The organism is Planococcus sp. APC 3900 (assembly GCF_030407735.1).
Taxonomy (GTDB): domain Bacteria; phylum Bacillota; class Bacilli; order Bacillales_A; family Planococcaceae; genus Planococcus; species Planococcus notacanthi.
On the sequence record NZ_JASDCT010000013.1, the window covers coordinates 1 to 20,206 of the forward strand.

The 20,206-nt window shown below is 46.6% G+C and carries 18 protein-coding genes and 1 tRNA gene; 4 read left to right on the forward strand and 15 right to left on the reverse strand.

The features are described 5' to 3' along the window. Window positions 1–202: 202 nt before the first annotated feature. From lysS to tilS, 11 genes are all read right to left on the reverse strand, one after another. Window positions 203–1,687 carry a lysine--tRNA ligase gene (gene lysS / locus QMA04_RS17430; protein WP_191716937.1) on the reverse strand — a complete coding sequence of 495 codons (1,485 nt, stop codon included), beginning with the start codon at window positions 1,685–1,687 and terminating at the stop codon, window positions 203–205. A 170-nt stretch (window positions 1,688–1,857) separates the two neighbouring features. Continuing rightward, entirely contained in the window at window positions 1,858–2,349 is a 492-nt protein-coding gene (folK, locus tag QMA04_RS17435) for a 2-amino-4-hydroxy-6-hydroxymethyldihydropteridine diphosphokinase (protein WP_290187209.1), read from the reverse strand. After that, the gene (gene folB, locus QMA04_RS17440) at window positions 2,346–2,711 is read right to left on the reverse strand and encodes a dihydroneopterin aldolase (protein ID WP_290187210.1); all 366 of its coding nucleotides are present in this window, start codon (window positions 2,709–2,711) and stop codon (window positions 2,346–2,348) included. The genes folK and folB overlap by 4 nt, the downstream gene beginning before the upstream one ends. Then, window positions 2,711–3,523: a dihydropteroate synthase gene (gene folP / locus QMA04_RS17445; protein ID WP_290187211.1), complete on the reverse strand. Its 813-nt coding sequence runs from the start codon at window positions 3,521–3,523 to the stop codon at window positions 2,711–2,713. The genes folB and folP overlap by 1 nt, the downstream gene beginning before the upstream one ends. A gap of 132 nt (window positions 3,524–3,655) precedes the next feature. Then, complete coding sequence (cysK, locus tag QMA04_RS17450; protein ID WP_290187212.1) at window positions 3,656–4,597, reverse strand: cysteine synthase A; 942 nt, start codon at window positions 4,595–4,597, stop codon at window positions 3,656–3,658. A gap of 130 nt (window positions 4,598–4,727) precedes the next feature. Further along, entirely contained in the window at window positions 4,728–5,669 is a 942-nt protein-coding gene (locus QMA04_RS17455) for a peptidyl-prolyl cis-trans isomerase (protein ID WP_290187213.1), read from the reverse strand. Further along, window positions 5,653–6,534 (reverse strand): Hsp33 family molecular chaperone HslO, encoded by an 882-nt coding sequence (gene hslO / locus QMA04_RS17460; protein ID WP_191716931.1) that lies wholly within the window; start codon window positions 6,532–6,534, stop codon window positions 5,653–5,655. The genes QMA04_RS17455 and hslO overlap by 17 nt, the downstream gene beginning before the upstream one ends. A gap of 17 nt (window positions 6,535–6,551) precedes the next feature. Beyond that, on the reverse strand, window positions 6,552–7,319 hold the full coding sequence (locus QMA04_RS17465; RefSeq protein ID WP_191716930.1) for a type III pantothenate kinase: 768 nt from the start codon (window positions 7,317–7,319) through the stop codon (window positions 6,552–6,554). 115 nt (window positions 7,320–7,434) lie between these two features. Further along, on the reverse strand, window positions 7,435–9,453 hold the full coding sequence (ftsH, locus tag QMA04_RS17470) for an ATP-dependent zinc metalloprotease FtsH (protein ID WP_191716929.1): 2,019 nt from the start codon (window positions 9,451–9,453) through the stop codon (window positions 7,435–7,437). Between the two features lie 121 nt (window positions 9,454–9,574). Further along, the gene (hpt, locus tag QMA04_RS17475; RefSeq protein WP_191716939.1) at window positions 9,575–10,126 is read right to left on the reverse strand and encodes a hypoxanthine phosphoribosyltransferase; all 552 of its coding nucleotides are present in this window, start codon (window positions 10,124–10,126) and stop codon (window positions 9,575–9,577) included. A 25-nt stretch (window positions 10,127–10,151) separates the two neighbouring features. Beyond that, window positions 10,152–11,549, reverse strand: a complete 1,398-nt coding sequence (tilS, locus tag QMA04_RS17480) for a tRNA lysidine(34) synthetase TilS (RefSeq protein WP_191716928.1) — start codon at window positions 11,547–11,549, stop codon at window positions 10,152–10,154. 126 nt (window positions 11,550–11,675) lie between these two features. Here tilS and QMA04_RS17485 point away from each other — a divergent pair. Continuing rightward, window positions 11,676–11,749, forward strand: a tRNA-Met gene (locus QMA04_RS17485). A gap of 186 nt (window positions 11,750–11,935) precedes the next feature. Here QMA04_RS17485 and QMA04_RS17490 read toward each other — a convergent pair. Both QMA04_RS17490 and QMA04_RS17495 read right to left on the reverse strand, forming a co-directional pair. After that, complete coding sequence (locus tag QMA04_RS17490) at window positions 11,936–12,355, reverse strand: S1 domain-containing RNA-binding protein (RefSeq protein ID WP_203341430.1); 420 nt, start codon at window positions 12,353–12,355, stop codon at window positions 11,936–11,938. A gap of 116 nt (window positions 12,356–12,471) precedes the next feature. Then, window positions 12,472–12,894, reverse strand: a complete 423-nt coding sequence (locus tag QMA04_RS17495) for an FtsB family cell division protein (protein ID WP_191716926.1) — start codon at window positions 12,892–12,894, stop codon at window positions 12,472–12,474. A 280-nt stretch (window positions 12,895–13,174) separates the two neighbouring features. On the opposite strand from QMA04_RS17495, the gene QMA04_RS17500 reads away from it, so the two are divergent. From QMA04_RS17500 to argF, 3 genes are read left to right on the forward strand one after another with little or no spacing between them, the layout of a single operon-like run. After that, window positions 13,175–14,245: a carbamoyl phosphate synthase small subunit gene (locus tag QMA04_RS17500; protein ID WP_191716925.1), complete on the forward strand. Its 1,071-nt coding sequence runs from the start codon at window positions 13,175–13,177 to the stop codon at window positions 14,243–14,245. Then, a complete protein-coding gene (locus tag QMA04_RS17505; RefSeq protein ID WP_203341428.1) occupies window positions 14,238–17,336 on the forward strand; it encodes a carbamoyl-phosphate synthase (glutamine-hydrolyzing) large subunit in 3,099 nt (1,032 codons plus the stop codon). The genes QMA04_RS17500 and QMA04_RS17505 overlap by 8 nt, the downstream gene beginning before the upstream one ends. After that, window positions 17,333–18,286 (forward strand): ornithine carbamoyltransferase, encoded by a 954-nt coding sequence (gene argF / locus QMA04_RS17510; protein WP_191716923.1) that lies wholly within the window; start codon window positions 17,333–17,335, stop codon window positions 18,284–18,286. The genes QMA04_RS17505 and argF overlap by 4 nt, the downstream gene beginning before the upstream one ends. 55 nt (window positions 18,287–18,341) lie before the next feature. On the opposite strand, the gene QMA04_RS17515 is transcribed toward argF, so the two are convergent. Together QMA04_RS17515 and QMA04_RS17520 are read right to left on the reverse strand one after the other, a co-directional pair. Next, window positions 18,342–19,784, reverse strand: coding sequence for a D-alanyl-D-alanine carboxypeptidase family protein (locus QMA04_RS17515; protein ID WP_290187214.1), 1,443 nt, complete (start codon window positions 19,782–19,784; stop codon window positions 18,342–18,344). A gap of 131 nt (window positions 19,785–19,915) precedes the next feature. Beyond that, complete coding sequence (locus QMA04_RS17520; RefSeq protein ID WP_146559535.1) at window positions 19,916–20,206, reverse strand: RNA-binding S4 domain-containing protein; 291 nt, start codon at window positions 20,204–20,206, stop codon at window positions 19,916–19,918.

Genomic DNA, 20,206 nt, shown 5'->3' on the forward strand with positions numbered 1-20,206 from the left:
CGCGCTTATTGGCGACTTTTCAATATTACCAGCTTCCTAACAGGAAGTCAATAACTTTTCTATTTTATTTTCTTCCGCGTTATTTATTATGAAAAACGCGACAAGAAATAGTATAGCATCGTTTTAAAATAGAAACAAGTCTTTTTTAAAAAAAGCCGATTTAAAGCTTTTTCACTTTAAACCGGCTATTCCTAAAGGCTTCTTATTCTTTCGGCCGCATTTGCGGGAACAATAAAACATCTCTAATAGAAGAAGAATTCGTCAACAACATGATTAAGCGGTCAATGCCTATTCCTAATCCACCCGTTGGCGGTAATCCGTATTCCAAAGCTTCTATGAAGTCCTCATCCATTTCATGGGCTTCATCATTTCCTTCAGCCTTTTCGATCAACTGCGCTTCAAAACGTTGGCGCTGATCAATCGGGTCGTTCAACTCAGTAAAGGCATTGGCATGCTCACGGCGAACGATGAACAATTCAAAACGGTCAGTAAACCGCTCATCTTCAGGATTCTTTTTAGCCAAAGGCGATATCTCAACTGGGTGTCCGTAAACGAAAGTAGGTTGAACTAATTGCTCTTCCACTTTCTGCTCAAAGAATTCATTTAAAATATGTCCCACTTCCATAGTAGGCTTCACATCGATCTGATGTTCTTTCGCCAAAGCGTGCGCTTCTTCTTTTGTCATCGGCTTCCAAAAATCAACACCTGTATATTCTTTTACGGCATCAGCCATATGTAGTCGTTTCCAACCTACAGCTAAATCAATCTCATCTTCCCCGTATTGGACAGTAGTAGTCCCCAAAACTTCTTGAGCAATATGGGCAACCAAGTTTTCAGTAAGCGCCATAATATCATTGAAGTCAGCGTATGCTTCATAAAGCTCCAGCATCGTAAATTCCGGATTGTGGCGTGTGGATATTCCCTCGTTGCGGAAGACGCGGCCAATTTCGTAAACTTTTTCAAGACCACCGACGATCAAACGCTTCAAGTGAAGTTCAATCGCAATGCGGATATATAATTCCATGTCCAACGCATTGTGGTGTGTAATGAATGGTTTGGCAGCTGCTCCCCCTGCAATTGAATGCAGCATCGGAGTTTCCACTTCCAGGAATCCTTCGTTATCCAAGTAGCGGCGCATCGATTGGATGATTCGGCTGCGCAGAATGAAGGTCTCTTTGCTGCTTTCGCTTGTCAGCAAATCCAAATAGCGCTGGCGGTAACGTTGTTCTACATCTTTTAAACCGTGGAACTTTTCCGGTAAAGGACGCAACGCTTTTGTAAGGAACGTTACTTCTTTCGCTTTTACCGATAGTTCCCCTACGTTTGTTTTAAAGACAGTCCCTTTAACGCCTAAGATATCCCCCAAGTCGACTGTGTTGTAAAATTCATAAGCTTCTTCGCCAATTGCATCTTTGCGGACGTAGATTTGAATCTGTCCTTTAAGATCCTGAATATGCGCAAAGCCCGCTTTTCCTTTTCCACGTTTTGTCATAACCCGTCCAGCAATGACGACTTCGTGCGGCGTTTCTTCAAGCTCTTCTTTAGAAAGCTCTCCGTATTGTTCGATAATTTCCTGCGACAAGTGAGTCCGCTCAAAGCGGCCGCCGAAAGGATCCATTCCGTGATCACGGAATGCTTGCATTTTTTCGCGTCTCACCAATAATTGGTCATTTAATTCTTCTGACATGTCCTACACTCCTTTATCTATATAAAGCCAATCTCATTCATGTATTTCTCTATTGTACACAATTTCTTACCATACTACATAAAAAAGCTGCCACAAATTTGTGGCAGTCTCTGCATACACACGAATCTTTGCTGCCCACATCTCCGCGTCCCACCTATTTAATACAGTTGTTAATGCACATCCTGCAGAAACGCCGCGAGGCTATTATAGGATTTCCATAAAAGTACGCCATCAGTTTCTATAGTTCCTGCCACTTCAAGACCAGGATCTATTTCCAACAAAGGGATGAGAACAAAAGCCCGCTCATTCATTCTCGGGTGCGGAACGGTAAGCCTGTCTGTTTCTATCCGGTCCTGATTATATAGAAGAATATCAAGGTCAATTGTGCGCGGCCCCCATCTGACAAGACGCTTGCGGTTCAAGTTTTGCTCAATCTTCTGGCAGACATCCAATAATGCCATCGCCGTCAATTCCGTTTCAAGCTGGACAACCATATTGAGGAACGGTTCCTGATCTGTGTAACCAACAGGATCTGTTTCATAGAGTGAAGAAATTCGGGTAACGGTAACAGCAGGATGTTCCACCAGCTGCGCGACAGCCTGCCTCAACATTTCAAAACGGTCTCCCATATTGGAGCCGAGTGATAAATAACTTAGGTTCATGAGAATTTCCCTCGCGTCAATTCGATGGCAACTGATTTATAATGGCCAGGAATCGGCGGATCCGGTTTAATGAGCTGGACACGGATGCCTTGCACCAACGGAAATTCCGAAAGAATGCGGCTGGCAATACTTTCCGCTACAGCCTCCACTAATTTTTTCGGTTCGCCTTCGACAATTGAACGGCAAGCTTCATAAACTTCTCCATAATGCACTGTATGTTCCAATGCATCCGTTTCTCCCGCCTCCTTCAAATCTACCGCCAATGAAACCGTCAAGCGAAATCGTTGGCCGAGTTTCGTTTCTTCAGGGAACACCCCGTGGTAACCATAGAATTCCATATCATTCACGTGAATAAAATCCATCAGTCTTCCTCCTTGTATGGCCACTTGCCATTGAGCGCATCCATCATCTTCACTACACGTACCGTTTCTTTTACATCATGGACTCTTACAATATGACAGCCTTGATTGACACCATAGCAAACAGTAGCCAACGATCCTTCCAATCGCTCATCAACAGGAACATCCAAAATCTTTCCAATAAACGATTTCCTTGAAGTGCCGAGAAGAATCGGATAACCCAAGTTCGTAAGCTGGCCGATCATTTGCATCGCTTCAAGATTTTGCGCCACTGATTTAACAAATCCGACGCCAGGGTCAAGCCAGATATTTCCCCGGCTCACACCAGCCTTTAAAGAGATTTCTATACTTTCGTTCAAATCCTCCATAAAATCCTTTTGAAAATCCGTATATAACGCATCGTTACGGTTGTGCATAAGGACAATAGGCACATTCCATTTTGCCGCTATGCCTGCAATCGCGGGATCGTACTTAGCTCCCCAAATATCGTTGATGATGTGTGCACCAGCAGCAATCGCTGCATCGGCCACCTTCGATTTATAGGTATCAATGGAAATCAACACGTCAAACTGCCGGCGCAGTTCTTCGATAACAGGAACGATCCGTCCAATTTCTTCTTCATCTGAGATCCGCACATAGCCAGGACGCGTTGACTCGCCTCCCACATCAATGATGTCTGCACCATCTGCAATCATTTGCCGGGCATGCACTATCGCCTGTTCCACCCCATTGTATTTGCCTCCATCAGAAAAAGAATCCGGAGTGACATTCAGGATGCCCATAACGAGCGTTTTCTCATCGAAATTAATTTTCATGCAGATTCACCGTCCAAACTTTAAATATGTATCGATTTCCTGGGAAATAAAAGCGCGCCTTCATCTTACCTTAATTGACTGGTTTTTTTCCACAAAAAAAGAGCGGCCATTAAAGCGCACTCTTTTTGTATTTTAGTTGGATTCATCGAATTGGTAAAGTGGAGTACTTAAGTAGCGTTCTCCGTTGGATGGGATGATCGCCAACACTTTCTTGCCTTTGCCCAATCGTTTAGCCACCTGAAGAGCCGCGTAAATGGCAGCACCTGAAGATACGCCTCCAAGGATACCTTCTTCACGAGCTGCTTGGCGTGCAGTTTCATAGGACTGGTCGTTTGTGACTTGGATAATCTCGCTATAGATTTCAGTGTTCAATACAGCAGGAACAAACCCTGCTCCAATCCCCTGAATTTTATGCGGTCCCGGCTTGCCGCCAGACAATACTGGAGAATCCGTAGGTTCCACGGCCACGATTTGGATATCAGGATACTTCTCTTTCAATACTTGTCCCGCACCCGTAATCGTACCGCCTGTGCCGATCCCTGAAATGAAGGCATCCAATTGGTCGCCCATTGTTTCAACAATTTCCGGTCCTGTCGTCAAACGATGCACTTCAGGGTTTGCTTCATTGTTAAATTGCTGTGGCATGAACCAGCCGTTTTCAGCCGCTTTTTTCTCAGCAGTTTTGATGGCGCCATTTGGACCATTCATTCCGTCTGCTCCTGGTGTCAGAATCAATTCTGCACCGTAAGCACGCAATAGATTGCGGCGCTCCATACTCATTGTTTCAGGCATAACCAAAACAGATTTATAGCCTTTTGCCGCTGCGATCATCGCCAAGCCAATGCCTGTGTTGCCGCTTGTGGGTTCGATGATGGTATCGCCTTCTTTTAGATCTCCGGACTTTTCAGCCGCCTCAATCATGGCCAGGGCAATACGGTCTTTCACACTGCTGCCTGGATTGAAGTATTCTAATTTTAAGTAAACGTCCGCATCTTCAGGACCTGTTAATCGGTTTAACTTCACAATTGGGGTTTGCCCAATCAATTCAGTAATTGAATTTCCTACACGCGCCATTCTTCAACACTCCTAATCCCTAGTGATTTTGTCGACTTTAATAAAGCTAATGGTATCAATAAAATAGACCGTTTGTCAAATTGTATGAATTCATAAAAAATAGACGTTTCGTTGCCGAAACGTCCAGAATTTATTCTCCGTAAAACCATTCCGCGTCAAATTCCTGCCAGAATGCTTCCGGAGTGACCGATTGCGGCAATTGTTCCAATGCCAGCTCGCGATTGATGTGGCCTTCTACATCTTCAAACGAAAATGTCTGACCACCAACTTTTTCCGTTACAGAAATGATGGCGGTTTTGCCATTTTCAAGTGCCAAAGGAGATGACCAGCCGCCAACATCCACTTTCGCTACATTCTTTGCGATATTAGCGTCTACGCCTGGCTCCCCACTTGAAATATAGCCGATGTCGCCACCTAAATTACCGGTTGCGCTGTCGACCGAACGTTCACGGGCAGTCGCTTCGAAAGAAGAGCCTTTCTCCAGCTCTGCAATGGTTTCTTCCGCCTCTGCTACTGAGTTCAACATAATCATACGCGTTCGGTAAGAATCTTTCACATCGTAAAGCGATTGATTGTCATCGTAAAAAGCTTTGATTTCGCTGTCTTCAATGACAATATCTTTCGTCAACACTTTTTCCAGAATCAATTGGGCTGCAACTTTCTCGCGTTGGCGTGTTTCATCCGCTGCGTAAAGAGCCGTCTCTGTACCGTCCTGCGAAGAGCGGAGAAGCGCCAGTTCCAAATCAATTTCTTTATCACTTACTTTGATTCCATAATCTTCCGCTGCAGTTGCCATTACTTTTTCGTTGACCAGTTCAAGCAATGCTTCGCGGCCATGCTGCTCTTCCATAGCAGCCAGCCACTCTTCCCGTGTAATCTCATCACCGCTGACGGAAGCGACTTTTTCCTCATTGCCGGTATCGTTGGGTATCAGCCATGCAATAAACCACAGGAAGTTGGCCAGCAGCAAAATGCCGATGACCAGCAGCACCGGTTTGGTCTTCAGATGTCTTTTCGGCTTTCCTGTGCCTGCCGGTGGCACAGGTCGCCGGTTATTATGACTGGAGTTCATTGATAAACGACTCAAGTTCCTCTTTAGAATAATGATACGTTTCCAGACAGAAATGGCATTGTGCTTCTGCCATGCCGTCTTCATCGATCATGTCTTGAATTTCTTTTTTCCCAAGCCCCAGAATAGCTGTAGCAAAACGGTCTTTAGAACAATTGCAGTCAAAATGTACCGGCATTTTATCAAGAATTTGAATATTTCCTTCTCCAAGCACGGCTTCAAGAATTTCTTCAGGTGATAATCCACGTTGAATCATTTTGGAAACAGGTTCGATTGCGGCTAATTGTTCTTCTAATTTCGTAATGGTTTCATCATCTGTATTCGGCATCAATTGAATGACAAAACCGCCAGCCGCCAATACCGAGTTGTCTGTATCCACCAGAACACCAAGTCCGACCGAGGAAGGAACCTGTTCGGATGATGCGAAATAATAAGTGAAGTCTTCAGCAATTTCACCCGATACAATCGGTGTCTGCCCTGTGAAATTGTCACGCATGCCAAGATCTTTGACAACGGACATCATGCCGTTCGTCCCAACTGCACGGCTGACATCCAATTTCCCTTTTTCGTTCAAGTCAAAATGCGTTTGAGGATTAGAAACATACCCACGGACGCCGCCTTTTGCGTTGCTGTCAACCAGCAATGCACCGATGGGTCCGCCACCCTCAAATTTAATCGTTACTTTGTCGTCGCCTTTCAGCATAGCGCCAAGCATGACGCCTCCTGTCATGGCGCGCCCCAAAGCCGCTGAAGCTGTCGGCCACATCATGTGGCGACGCTGTGCTTCTCCCACTGTTTTCGTACTGTCTACCGCAAATGCACGGACACTCCCATTAAATGCAAGGCCGCGTACTAAATAATCTGACACATTTATCGTTCCTTTCTTTACGCTTGGTTGCGTTTATAAATTAAATACAGTCCTTTTAATGTCAATAAAGGATCTACATAATCAATGATGGTCGACTCGCCGGCAATCAAAGAAGCCATTCCTCCAGTTGCAATGACAGTCGGTTTTTCCTTGCTTTGCTTTTTCATACGGGCCACAATGCCTTCTGCCTGGCCCACATAGCCAAAGACGATCCCAGCCTGCATGGCCGAAATTGTGTTTTTCCCAACGACTTGGTCAGGCGTGGAAATATCAATCCGCGGCAATTTGGAAGCACGGGCATACAGTGCTTCTGTTGAAATATTGATGCCGGGAGCGATTGCGCCTCCCATGTATTGCTGCTTTTCATCAATGTAACAGAAGGTATTGGCAGTACCAAAGTCCACAATGATCAGCGGGCTGCCGTATTCATGAATAGCTGCGACTGCATTGACGATACGGTCCGCACCTACTTCTTTAGGATTATCATACTTGATGTTCAATCCCGTTTTTACACCCGGACCCACAATAAGGGCCTTTACGTGAAAATACTTTTGGCACATGCGCTCAAGCGCCGACATGATCGGCGGCACTACAGAAGACATAATAATGCCATCAATCGATGAAAATCCGAGTCCTGCATCGTTCAAAAAAGCTTTGATCTGCATGCCGTATTCATCTTCCGTTTTGTGGCGAAGGGTTTCCATTCGCCAATGATGTATTAACTGATCCTGGCTGTAGACACCCAGGACAATATTCGTGTTTCCTGCGTCCAATACTAGAATCATGATTTGCCCTCGCTTATTGACGAATTTCCAACACATCATACCATAATTTCAGGAAAGCAAAAAGCTGGTTGCCTCTCCCCTTCAAAGGGAACGGGCAACCAGCTCATCGTTTATCTTATTTGCGTTTTTCTGGAATCGGCTCTCCTACTGAAGTTGCTTCGCCTTCTTCTGATGGCAGGTCTCCAGCTGAAGGGTCGGATGACGCTCCTACTGCATCTGGGACATCGCTATCTTTTTTCAAATCAGGCGTGCTTTCATCCCCAAAGTCACCATTAAGTGACTCATACGAGCGTTCAGGAAGCGTTCCATGATCTTTCAAGTGAAGGATCTGGGCAGCATCCAGGGTTTCAACTTCAAGCAATGTATTCGCGATCAGTTTCAGAAGATCTTCGTTTTCAGTCAGAATCTCTTTCGTGCGGATATACTGCTCTTTGATGATGCGTTGAACTTCCTGATCGATTTCAAAAGCAATCGCATCAGAATAATTTTGTTCTGAGTTAAAGTCACGGCCCAGGAAGACATTCCCGCCTTGTGCCGTACCGAATTGGACAGGTCCAATCTTGTCACTCATCCCATATTCCGTAACCATGCTGCGGGCAATAGCCGTTGCACGTTGGAAATCGTTATGGGCGCCGGTTGATACTTCGCCGAATGAAAGATCTTCAGCCACACGGCCACCAAGCAATCCGGCAATCTTATCAAGCAATTCCGGTTTCGTCATAAAGTAACGGTCTTCTCTTGGAAGCATAACAGCATAGCCGCCTGCTTGTCCGCGAGGAACGATGGTTACCTTATGGACGATATCTGCGTCATCCAATATTAAACCGATGACAGTATGTCCAGATTCGTGGAATGCCACGATATTGCGTTCTTTTTTCGAAATAACGCGATTTTTCTTAGCAGGGCCTGCAATAACGCGGTCAGATGCTTCATCAAGATCTGACATATCGATTTTAAGCTTACTGCGACGGGCTGCAACAAGTGCCGCTTCGTTCAATAAGTTCTCCAAATCGGCACCCGAGAATCCAGGTGTACGCTGAGCGATCGCTTTCAAATCAACATTTTCGTCAAGCGGTTTGTTGCGTGCGTGTACTTTAAGCACTTCTTCACGGCCTTTTACGTCTGGACGGCCTACAGTAATCTGACGGTCAAAACGTCCTGGACGCAGTAACGCCGGATCCAGAATATCTGGACGGTTAGTTGCGGCAATAATGATGACGCCTTCGTTTGCACCGAAACCGTCCATCTCTACCAATAGTTGGTTCAATGTCTGCTCACGTTCATCGTGCCCACCGCCAAGACCGGCGCCACGTTGGCGTCCGACTGCATCAATTTCATCGATGAAAATGATACACGGTGCGTTTTTCTTAGCGTTTTCAAACAAATCACGAACTCGGGAAGCCCCGACACCGACAAACATCTCAACAAAATCAGAACCACTGATGGAGAAGAAAGGAACCCCAGCTTCTCCGGCAACAGCACGCGCCAATAGAGTTTTACCAGTACCCGGAGGTCCAACAAGCAAAATCCCTTTTGGAATGCGGGCACCGATGTCTGCGAATCTGCGCGGATCTTTCAGGAAATCAACAACTTCTACAAGTTCCTGTTTCTCTTCATCTGCACCAGCTACATCGTTAAAGCGAACTTTATGCTTTTGATCATCATATAGCTTCGCTTTACTTTTGCCAAAGTTCATCACACGGCCGCCTCCGCCGCCTTGTGATTGATTAAGCAAGAAGAAGAAAAGGATAAAGATGATGATGAAAGGAATGATGCCAGTGAAAAATGAAACCCAACCACTTGTTTGTGGAGCTTTCAAATATTCAATTTCAACACCATCTTGTGCTTTGGCAACTGCATCGATTTCAGCAGTCAACGCCTCGTTCTCCAAAGGAATATTGGTAACGAAAGATTGCCCTTCTTCATAACCGGTCATTTTCCCGGTTACTTCGTAAACCATAGCATCCGGCTGGATCGTCACTTCTTCAATCTGCCCATTTTCCAATGCTTCCAAAAATTCGTTATATCCTATATTTTCAGTCGGCTGGTTACTGTTGTTAAAGGTACCCAGAATCCCGATAATAACTAGGAAAATCAGTAAATAAAATATGGTGTATCGAAATATCCGATTCATCCCGCGCCTCCTCATAAAGTTTCCCTAAAACTATACTAAATACTACCATAGGAACATTTAAGCATACAACGAAAAGGCCTTATTCCCGCTGTTAAATAAACAGACTGTGAACGAACATTGTCTATCCTTCTTCTCCACTATAAACTGCAGGCTTCAAGATTCCGATATAAGGCAGATTCCGATATCTTTCTGCATAGTCCAACCCGTAACCTACAACGAATGCATCAGGCACTACAAAGCCGACATAATCCGCTTTCAAGTCTACTTTCCGTCCTGTTGGCTTGTCCAGCAAGGTAACGATCTTGATTGATTTCGCTTTCCGGTATTTGAACAGGTCAACTAGATAACTGAGTGTCAATCCACTGTCAATGATGTCTTCGATGATCAGGAGATCACGCCCTTCGACACTGGCGTTCAAGTCTTTGATGATTTTAACTTCTCCAGAAGAAACGGTAGCGTTGCCGTAGCTTGAGACATCCATGAAATCCATTTCGACATAACCGTCAATGCGTTTCATCAAATCGCCCATGAAAGGCATTGCACCTTTTAAGACGCCGATAGCCAACGGATATTTGTCTTTGTAGTCCTCTGTCAACACCGCTCCTAATTCACGGGCTTTTTCCTGTAACCGTTCTTCACTGATCAATACTTCTTTAATGTCATTCTGCAAAATGGTGGACCTCCTAGTATTCCTTGTTTTACATTCTATTAAATTGTTCAATTAGTACCCAATTGTCTCCGTCACATCTTTGCTGGCTGACCTTGGCGGATGGGCGTATGCCTGGCACTAATAAAAGTTCGTTTTTGTCAGTCGCAATGACAGGCCAACTTTCTCTCATAGGCACAGGGATTTTTTCATCAATCATCAAGCGGGCCAATTTTTTCGGTTGATCCATTCCAGCAAGCAGAATCCGGTCTCCCGGTTTTCTGTTCCTTACAAAGAATCGCGAATCTTCCGGTGCGCAAAAATGCCAGACCGCAGCATCTTCCGCTTGTTCAAATTGGGTGAACGGCAGCACTCTGTATCGGCAGCCACAATAAACTTGCGACCAATCCCCGGTAAGGCGTACAGGGTCTGTTCCGGCCACTTTTCCCAACGATTGGCGATTGAGGAAAACCGTGTCGTATTGGCGGGTCGCTACATAATTTTGCGGCAAATGTAAAAAAACAGTGCCCGCTGAGCTCTGCATCATCTCCTGCATTTGCTCAACCAGCTGTCTTGTTACGGGAACTTGCTTCCGATTATATAGATAGTTTAATAGTAGTAGAACCATTCTTTTTTGTAAAGCATACGCTTCAAGTCTGAAACTTTTGGCAGACAAACTGATTTCATCTTCTTTGACCTGGATCAACTGCTGTAATTTCTCTTGGGCCAAATCCTGGAGAAACTGCTGATCCTGCTGCATATCTTCAGCCAACTCCACGAAATTTTGGGAGACTTGGCTGTTTTCTTCTTTAAGGAGCGGCAAAATCCGCTGGCGCAGACGATTCCGTGTATAGACTGCTTCTTGGTTGCTGGAATCTTCCCGATAAGAGACTTTATGCTGTGCAGCGTACGCGGCAACCTGTTCCTTTGTCACTGCCAATTGAGGCCGTATCAAAAAGCCCGGACCAAACGGCCGACTGGCCTGCATTCCAAATGAGCCGTCCTGAAGGCTTCCTCGCACGCCTGACATAAGAATCGTTTCGAGCTGATCGTCGGCATGGTGTGCGGTTGCAAACTTAGCGGCACCGGTCTGTTCCATGACTTCCTGAAAATAATGATATCTTTCCGAACGGCATACCTGCTGTTTGTTGCCGCCTTGTTCTTTCCATATGGCCGGAATTGGAACCGCCCGGCTAAAGCATCCGATTTCCCATTCAGTCGCTGTCGCTTCCGTGAACAACCGATCCTGATGGGATTCCTCGCCTCTCAACATATGGTCGACATGCACTGCAGCCAGCGAAATGCCAAGCTCCTCTTTTTTTGAATTCAGGAAATGGAGCAATACCATGGAATCAATCCCACCTGAACAGCCTACCAACACCAGATCGCCTGGTTCAAATAATTGGTGTTTGTGGATATGCTGCATCATCCGCTCTTGAAAACTCTTCATTTCCTCACCTCACTTGCCTAAGCCTTCTTTCTTCAAATACTGGAGAAGGTTAGGTTAACAAAATTTCAATTTGCAATTGACATGTCCAACATTCAATAGTATGCTATTAAATGTTCGTTTAAACAAGGCGGCGTAGCTCAGCTGGCTAGAGCGTACGGTTCATACCCGTGAGGTCGGGGGTTCGATCCCCTCTGCCGCCATCATTTTTCAATTGAATACCTTAACACCAAGCAGCGCCTTTATAAAGGCGCTGCTTTTTTTCACGGAAACCTTCGGCAAACTTTTGGAATGTGCTAAAAAAAACGCTTCCCAAAGTGAGAAGCGTTTCAATATTAAATTCCAGCTGAGTTGAAGCATTTCCCTATACTATTAAAACAGCTAGCAAGTTAGCCTCTTTTTGCCCCTCTGCCGCCACGTTTTGATTCAGTAGCGCGTTTTAAGGTCGTCATGTTTTCTTCGCTGTCTTTCAAGAACTTCGCCATTTTAGTTTCAAAGTTCTCTTTTGGAGCGCGATCAAATGAACGATTGCTTGGGCGTGGTCGTTGTGGTCGTTCTGTTCCGCCTTCTGGCTGTGGCTTCGCTTTACGAATGGAAAGACCGATTTTACCGTCTGCTTCTACATTCATGACTTTCACTTCTACCATTTCGCCAACTTTAAGATGATCGTTGATATCTTTGACATAATTGTCGGCGACTTCACTTATATGCACGAGGCCTGTTGCACCAGTTGGAAGCTGAACAAATGCTCCAAAGTTTGTAATACCTGTGACTTTACCTTCTAACTTGCTGCCTACTTCAATCGACATAAAAAAAATGCTCCTCCTTAAAAATTAAGATGACTCCAAAAAGCTGGGCCACACTGTCATTTTGCGGGACTTGTCCCACTTTTTATTATAACCATCAAAAAAAGAGTGTCAACCGACTACTCTTCTTCTGATGGTTTTTCTTCATCTTTTTTTTCAGTATTAGGTGTAGTGAAAATGATTTCTCCTTCATCTGATAGGAAATAATCTTTACGCGCTAATTTCGCTAAATATTCTTCATCATTCAGTAGTAGAATTTGCTCTTCCAGTTGGCTCTGCTGTTTTTCAACCTCTTCAAGCTGCTGCAAAGCTTGTATACGAAGCTCTTCTTTTTCAGAAATCGTCTGTGTTTGTGCATAAATGGTGGAGCCTACCCAAATGGTGGCCATCAGGACCAGCAGGCCAAAGACGGTCAATCGTCTGAACAACCGGACTCGATGCGCTTTTTTGCGTTCCCCTTCCATTTCTACTGAACGGACATAGTCATTGCGAATTGAGGTGACTTCGCGCGTTTCCGCCTTTTGATCTCTCTTCAAACTCATGACCCGCTCCCCTTCCCTACTAACTTTGTCATTATTATACATGAAAACCCTTGATATTATAAGCTTTTTCTATAATTTTCCCTATTTTCACTGCATTTCTCGGCGTTATATTCTTCTCAATTTTCTTTTTATTAATAAAAATACTATTGACTTAATTTTTATACAGTCTTATAATACTAATCATTATCTTTATATGAACATTCATAAGCTTTTTACACATAAAAAATAAAATCACACTAATAAATATACAAAATTAATGAATAAAATTGGAGTGAAGTGTATGACCGGATTGTTAACATTATCGAATGGACAAACATTTAAAGGCCATTGGCACGGCAAATCTTCTGCCATTCAAGGAGAAGTTGTATTTTTTACAGGCATGACCGGTTATGAAGAAGTTCTGACAGATCCCTCTTATAAAGGCCAGATCATTGTGTTTTCCTATCCGCTGATTGGTCAATATGGCATCCAATCCCTTTATGCGCAGTCTGATTCCATTCAAGTAGCCGGCATCATTGTTGCCGGCTTGTATGATGGGCCTTTGAGCAAAGATTCCATTCCACTCGCCGAATTTGCCATAAACCACGGCATTCCGATTTTGAGTGGTGTAGATACACGGTCGGTCATCCAAAATGTCCGCGAGTCTGGAACCATGCAATCCCAACTAATCCATACTTCTTTGCCGGAATTGGCCTGGGAACCCGTACAGACCTATTTTTTCCCGGCCACCACAACCACAGACAAAATCCAGACCGTCGGATCGGGTTCTGCCCACATCGGTTTGATTGATTTCCATTATAAATCCTCCATTTTAAATGAACTGCTCGAATTGGATTGCCGAGTCAGCATCATTCCATATGCAACTGCTACAGAAACGCTCGATTCGCTCCAACTGGACGGGCTGCTTTTTTCAAATGGCCCTGGAGATCCGGCAGCACTTCAGCATTTATTTCCTACATATCGAGATTGGGCTGAACGCTACCCAAGCTTTGGCATCTGCCTTGGACACCAGGTACTGGCTTCTGCCTTTGGCGCAAAAACGACAAAACTGGCATATGGACATCGGGGAGCCAATCATCCTGTGATGAACCTGCAGACTAAACGGGTCAGCATGAGTTCACAAAACCACAGTTACGTGGTCGAAAAAAACAGTTTGCAGGACACCCCGTTTTCTGTCCTTTACGAAAACGTCAACGACGGCAGTGTCGAGGGCCTAGTCCACGACACCTTGCCATTGAAGACCGTCCAATTCCATCCAGAAGCAGCGCCGGGACCAACTGACCACCTCGAATTATTCCATCAGTTCCTGGCGGCGGCACAACAGAAAGAGAGTGTGAAAATGCATGCCTAAGCAACAGCAAATCAAAAAAGTATTGGTCATCGGTTCTGGCGCCATTGTCATTGGACAAGCTGCAGAATTCGATTATTCCGGCACACAGGCATGCTTGGCTTTGAAAGAAGAAGGCATCCATGTAATCCTGATCAATAATAACCCAGCGACGATCATGACTGATAAATCCGTTTCCGATCAAGTGTATTTTGAACCGATGACCTTGGAAAGCGCTACGGCCATCATCGAGAAAGAGCGCCCAGATGGTTTACTCGCAACAGTCGGCGGACAAACTGGCCTGAACTTGGCGATGGCTTTATCCGATTCCGGCATTTTGGCGCAATACGGCGTCACCTTGCTTGGCACTGATATGAAAGCCATCAAACAAGCTGAAGACCGCGAGCAATTCCGTTCCTTGATGAATGAGTTAAGCGAGCCGGTCCCGGACAGCAACATCATCTACTCGATTGAAGGCGCTTTGGAGTTTGCCGCTTCAGCCGGCTATCCACTCATCGTGCGCCCTGCTTATACACTCGGCGGCTTTGGCGGCGGAATTGCCGAAGATGAGGAAACTTACATCAAGCTGGTAAAACAAGGATTAAGCGCAAGCCCCATCCAACAATGCCTGGTAGAAATCAGCATCGCCGGCTACAAGGAAATCGAATATGAAGTCATGCGTGACGCAGATGGCACCTGCATCACCATTTGCAATATGGAAAACCTGGATCCTGTCGGCGTACATACCGGTGACTCGATTGTGGTGGCACCCAGCCAAACTCTGAACGATAAAGATTTCCATATGCTGCGGAGCGCTTCCATCCACATCATCGAAGCACTTGGCATCATCGGCGCGTGCAATGTCCAGTTCGCACTGCATCCCGAAACTTCCGCTTATTACCTGATAGAAGTCAATCCGCGTGTCAGCCGCTCTTCGGCACTCGCTTCAAAAGCAACAGGTTATCCAATCGCTAAGATTGCCGCTAAATTGGCAATCGGCTACACATTGGCAGAATTGAAAAACCCAGTGACCGGCACAACATTCGCCAGCTTCGAACCTGCACTGGATTATGTAGCGGTAAAAATTCCGCGCTGGCCGTTTGACCAGTTTCCGCAGGCTGAACGCAGACTCGGCACACAAATGAAAGCGACCGGCGAAGTCATGGCCATCGAACGGCGCATGGAAGCTGCGCTGCAAAAAGCAATCCGCTCACTGGAACTGCCGATTGATGGCTTCCGTCTGGCGGCACTTGCTGATTTTCCTACTGATAGCTTATGCCAATTGGCGATCGAAGCCGATGACCGCCGGCTGTTTGTTCTTTTTGAACTGCTGGTGCGTGGACAGAGCATTGAATTTCTTCACAACATCACGGGGATCACCCCTTACTTCCTGTCGGTGATGGCCAATATCGTGAACGAATGGCAGGAACTGCAGCAATTGGATTGGAACAGCATGACACGTTCCCGCCTCCTGCAAGCCAAAACGCTCGGATTCAGCGATCAGCAGTTGGCTGACCTTTGGAATGTCTCTTGCCCCGAAATCTGGGGGCAGCGCCGCATTTGGCAAGTGACGCCCGCTTACCGCATGATCGATACATGCGCCGCTGAATTCCGCTCAGATACCAATTATTTTTATTCGACGTGGCAAGGTTCTTCCGATGTCGATCGCTCTCACCACAAGAAAAAAGTGGCGGTTGTTGGATCAGGGCCAATCCGCATCGGACAAGGCATCGAATTCGACTATTGCTGCGTACACAGTGTCATGGCCGCACAGAAACTTGGTTACGAAGCGATCATGATCAACAATAATCCTGAAACCGTCAGTACCGATTATGAAGTGGCAGACGCGCTGTACTTTGAACCGATGACGCCGGAAGATATTCTCAATGTCCTGGATTTTGAAGGCATCAACCAAGTCATCCTCCAGTTCGGCGGCCAAACCTCCTTGAATGTGGCAGCTGCCCTGCAGGATGCCGGCATCACCGTTCTTGGGTCTACTGTGGATCTGCTGGATCAAATGGAGGACCGTGACCGGTTCTATGCCTTCCTGGAGTCAATCGGCTTGCCGACCATTCCAGGCAAAACAGCTCTCGAAGCTTCTGCTGTCATCCCGGCAGCCCGCTCACTCGGTTTCCCGGTGCTTCTTCGCCCTTCTTACGTCATCGGCGGACGCGGCATGATCGTGTTGCAGAATGAAACGGAACTGAGCGAATGGCTTCAGCAGACAACCATGGAATTCCCTGTACTGGTCGATCATTTTGTCACCGGCAAAGAAGTCGAAGCCGATATCCTGACCGATGGCGAAAACGTCTGGGTTTCCGCTATTTTCGAACACGTTGAAGGAACCGGCGTCCATTCCGGCGACAGCATTTCCATCACGCCGCCCGTTTCCTTATCGCAACAGGCCATTGTGGAGCTTACTGAAACAGCGAAACACATTGCCACCAACATGGATTATACTGGCTTGTTCAATATCCAGTTCGTATATGAAGGCGATCAATTATTCGTTATGGAAATCAACCCGCGCGCTTCGCGGACAGCGCCGATCAGCTCGAAAGTGACGGATGTGCCGCTCGTTCAGCACGCTACGGCTTTATTGCTGGGAGTGCCGTTTGAAGAGCTCCATATTGAAGAAAGCTATAATGGACAGCCGGAATATACCGTGAAAGCGCCGGTGTTCTCCCATATCAAACTTCCTGGATTATCGCCTGTCCTGTCTCCTGAAATGATGTCGACAGGTGAAGTAATCGGTTCAAGCCCTGACCTCGATACCGCATTGGCGAAAGCGCTGACCGGTGCCTCTGTCCAATTGGCCAATTTGGCCGACGGCGGGACAGTGTTTGTCGCGGACAGCTCAATTGACCAAGTGGACAACGCTTCATGGGAAGCACTCGGGTTCAGGATTGTCACAGAAGCGACTATGCCTTTCGAGGAATGGCTGAAAACAGAAACGAAGAAAGTTTATATCGACTTTGCCCCTGACCCGGAAAGCACCAACGCGAAGCAAGCTGCCATTCACCGTCTCCACGTATGGACACGCCCTGAAACCGCAGCAGCCTTCAACGGAACGTATTCATCCATTACCGCATTAGCGAAAGGAGTGCTTGCAAAATGACAATGGCGATCCCGTTTGCTCCATCGATTGTCCAAGAGGACTTCTTGTCCCTGAAAGATTACAGCACAGACGAAATCATGGATTTGCTGAACCTGGCAATTGAACTGAAAAAACCTGAGAACAAATACCTGCCGCTGTTGAAAGGCAAAGTGCTGGGCATGATTTTCGAAAAATCATCCACCCGCACACGCGTTTCCTTCGAAGCCGGAATGCTCCAACTGGGCGGCAACGCCATGTTCCTGAGCTCACAGGACACGCAAATCGGCCGAGGAGAAACCATTCCCGATACCGGGCGCGTACTGTCCGGTTACTTGGACGGATTAATGATCCGTACGTTCCATCAATCTGTAGTCCAGGAACTGGCAGACTTTAGTTCCATTCCCGTCATCAACGGCTTGACGGATGATTTCCATCCGTGCCAGGTGCTGGCGGACTTGATGACCGTTCTCGAACATTTCGGCACTTTGAAAGGCAAGAAAATGGCCTATATCGGAGACGGCAACAACATGGCCAACTCGTTGATGATCGGCGCTGCCAAAGTCGGCATGGACATCAGCGTCGCTTCGCCTGCCGCTTATGCACCTACTGCAAAGATGGTAGCGTTGGCTAAAGACATTGCCCAATATACCGGCTCGAAAATCGAAATTACGGAAAGCCCTGAACAAGCGGTTGCCGGAAGCGACGTAGTCTATACAGACGTCTGGGCAAGCATGGGGCAAGAGCAGGAAACCATCGAACGCCTGCAGCACTTCCAAGGCTTCCAGGTCAATGAAGAACTCGTTAAGCATGCCAATGAAGATTATATTTTCATGCACTGCCTGCCCGCACACCGTGAAGAAGAAGTGACGACAGCTATTTTGGAAGGTCCGCATTCGGTGATTTTCCAGGAAGCTGAAAACCGCCTGCATGCTCAAAAAGCGGTTCTTGTTGCCTTGATGGGCGACAAATAACCCACAGCAAACAGAAACACCTCAGGAATCCATGGATTTCTGAGGTGTTTTTTGTCTACTTGCCACTAACTTTCAAGTACCCTTCCAGGGTCTTGCCGCTGTTTTTCACTTGCCCGGCCAATTCAGATCCCAGATAGCGGTAATGCCACGGTTCATACAGATAGCCTGTAATTTTTTCTTTGCCTTTCGGATACCGGAGAATAAAGCCATAACGATGGGCATTGGCTGCCAGCCATTTCCCTTCTTTTGTTGCGGCGAACGATTCTTTCAGCCATTGGGATTGATCGCTTCCGCCAAAGTCGAATGCCAATCCAGTCTGATGCTCGCTATAGCCGGGCTTGGCACTGAAGCGGTTGGCTTCCGCTGCCCCATGCTTACTGACGTAGCTGTTGTACAGCTCATTTTGATACGCATAAGAACGGAAGCCGCTGAACGCCGTCAGCTGGATTCCTTGTTTTCTCGCCTCACCGGTCATGGCGTCCATCGCTTTTTGGGCCAGTTTGCTGACGCCCGGATTGTAGCTGGACGGCAGGCCGTATTTTTTATTGACGATCAGCACACCTGATGCATAAGTTCCCGGCGTTTCAGTGGAAGGTGCCGGATAAACTGCCGCTTTGCCTGGCGTTTCGTTGCTCAAGTAAGCTGAATTGACCCAGCCGGTTTTTTGGCCGTACTTCACTTTATACCAATTGGCGTCTTTTCCAAGATACTCGACCATTTTCCCTTTAGGTATCGAACCCACAATCGGATTGCTAGCACCCGGCTTGGAGCGCATGTTCAATTGGTCAAGGGTGACGTATGTGACGGGTTTGCCAGGCTGCGCTTTGGCGATCGGGAACAGCTCCGGAGCCAATAGCCGTGCCATGAATCCAGCAAAATGCTGGCGTTGCAAAGGCTCTGCCGGCTTGAATGCCCCTCCCGGAAAACCATTGGTGATGCCGGCCGTCGCCAACCGGCTTATGTATGCATTCGCCCAATGAGCAGAACTGACATCTGAGAAAGAAACACCTTTATCAGCTGTTAAACGATAGGCTTTCGTGAGAATTTTAGCCATTTCCGCACGGGTCAAAGCTCCTTTGGCATCAAAGTATTTGATGCCTTTCCCCGTTTCTTTGCCTTCAATAAAACCAAGCTGAACAGCTTTGGCAACTTCTTCATATCCAGCAGCACCTGGTTTCAAGTCTGCAAAGCCTGGATCAGGAACAGTGGTTTTTTTAGGTTTCATTTCACGCAGAATCATCCGCACTGCATCCAAGCGGGTAATGGTGGCTGCCGGTTGGAAGCTGCCGTCCGGAAAGCCGTTAATGATGCCCTGACCTGCCAGGAAATCAACTTCCTTTTTGAAAGTGGTAACGTCCCGGAAAGAACTTGCGGCGCTGGCCTGGCTCATGCCGATTGGTGAAGTTTGTTGCGGAGGAACCACTGAAACAGCGACCATCAACGCAGCGACCGATAATCCGATTTTTTTAGCCATCGATTTTTGAGGCAATGCCATCATTTCCTTTCACCAGATCCCTTGCGGCGAATCTGTCTGTTTTCTATTTTCCATGGTATAGAAAATGAAAGGCCTTTTCCATGGTGCATTTTAATCAGAAAAAAAGCCTGCACTGGGCAGGCTTCGACAAATGCTTATGCTTCGTCATCAATAAATTCAGGTTCGATCTTTTCCAGCTTTTCTTCTTTCAAAATGGTGTACATATTGGCTGCTTCTTCTTTTTTCGCCACTTCTTTCAGTCCATCGATGCGCACCGTAACCACTTTTTGGCCGAAACGGATTTGCAGTTCGTCGTTTTCTTTAATGACCGAACTGGCTTTGGCTTTATTGCCATTTACCGTGATGCGGCCTTGGTCAGCCACTTGCTTTGCCAAGGTCCGGCGTTTGATCAAACGGGACACTTTCAAAAATTTATCGAGTCGCAT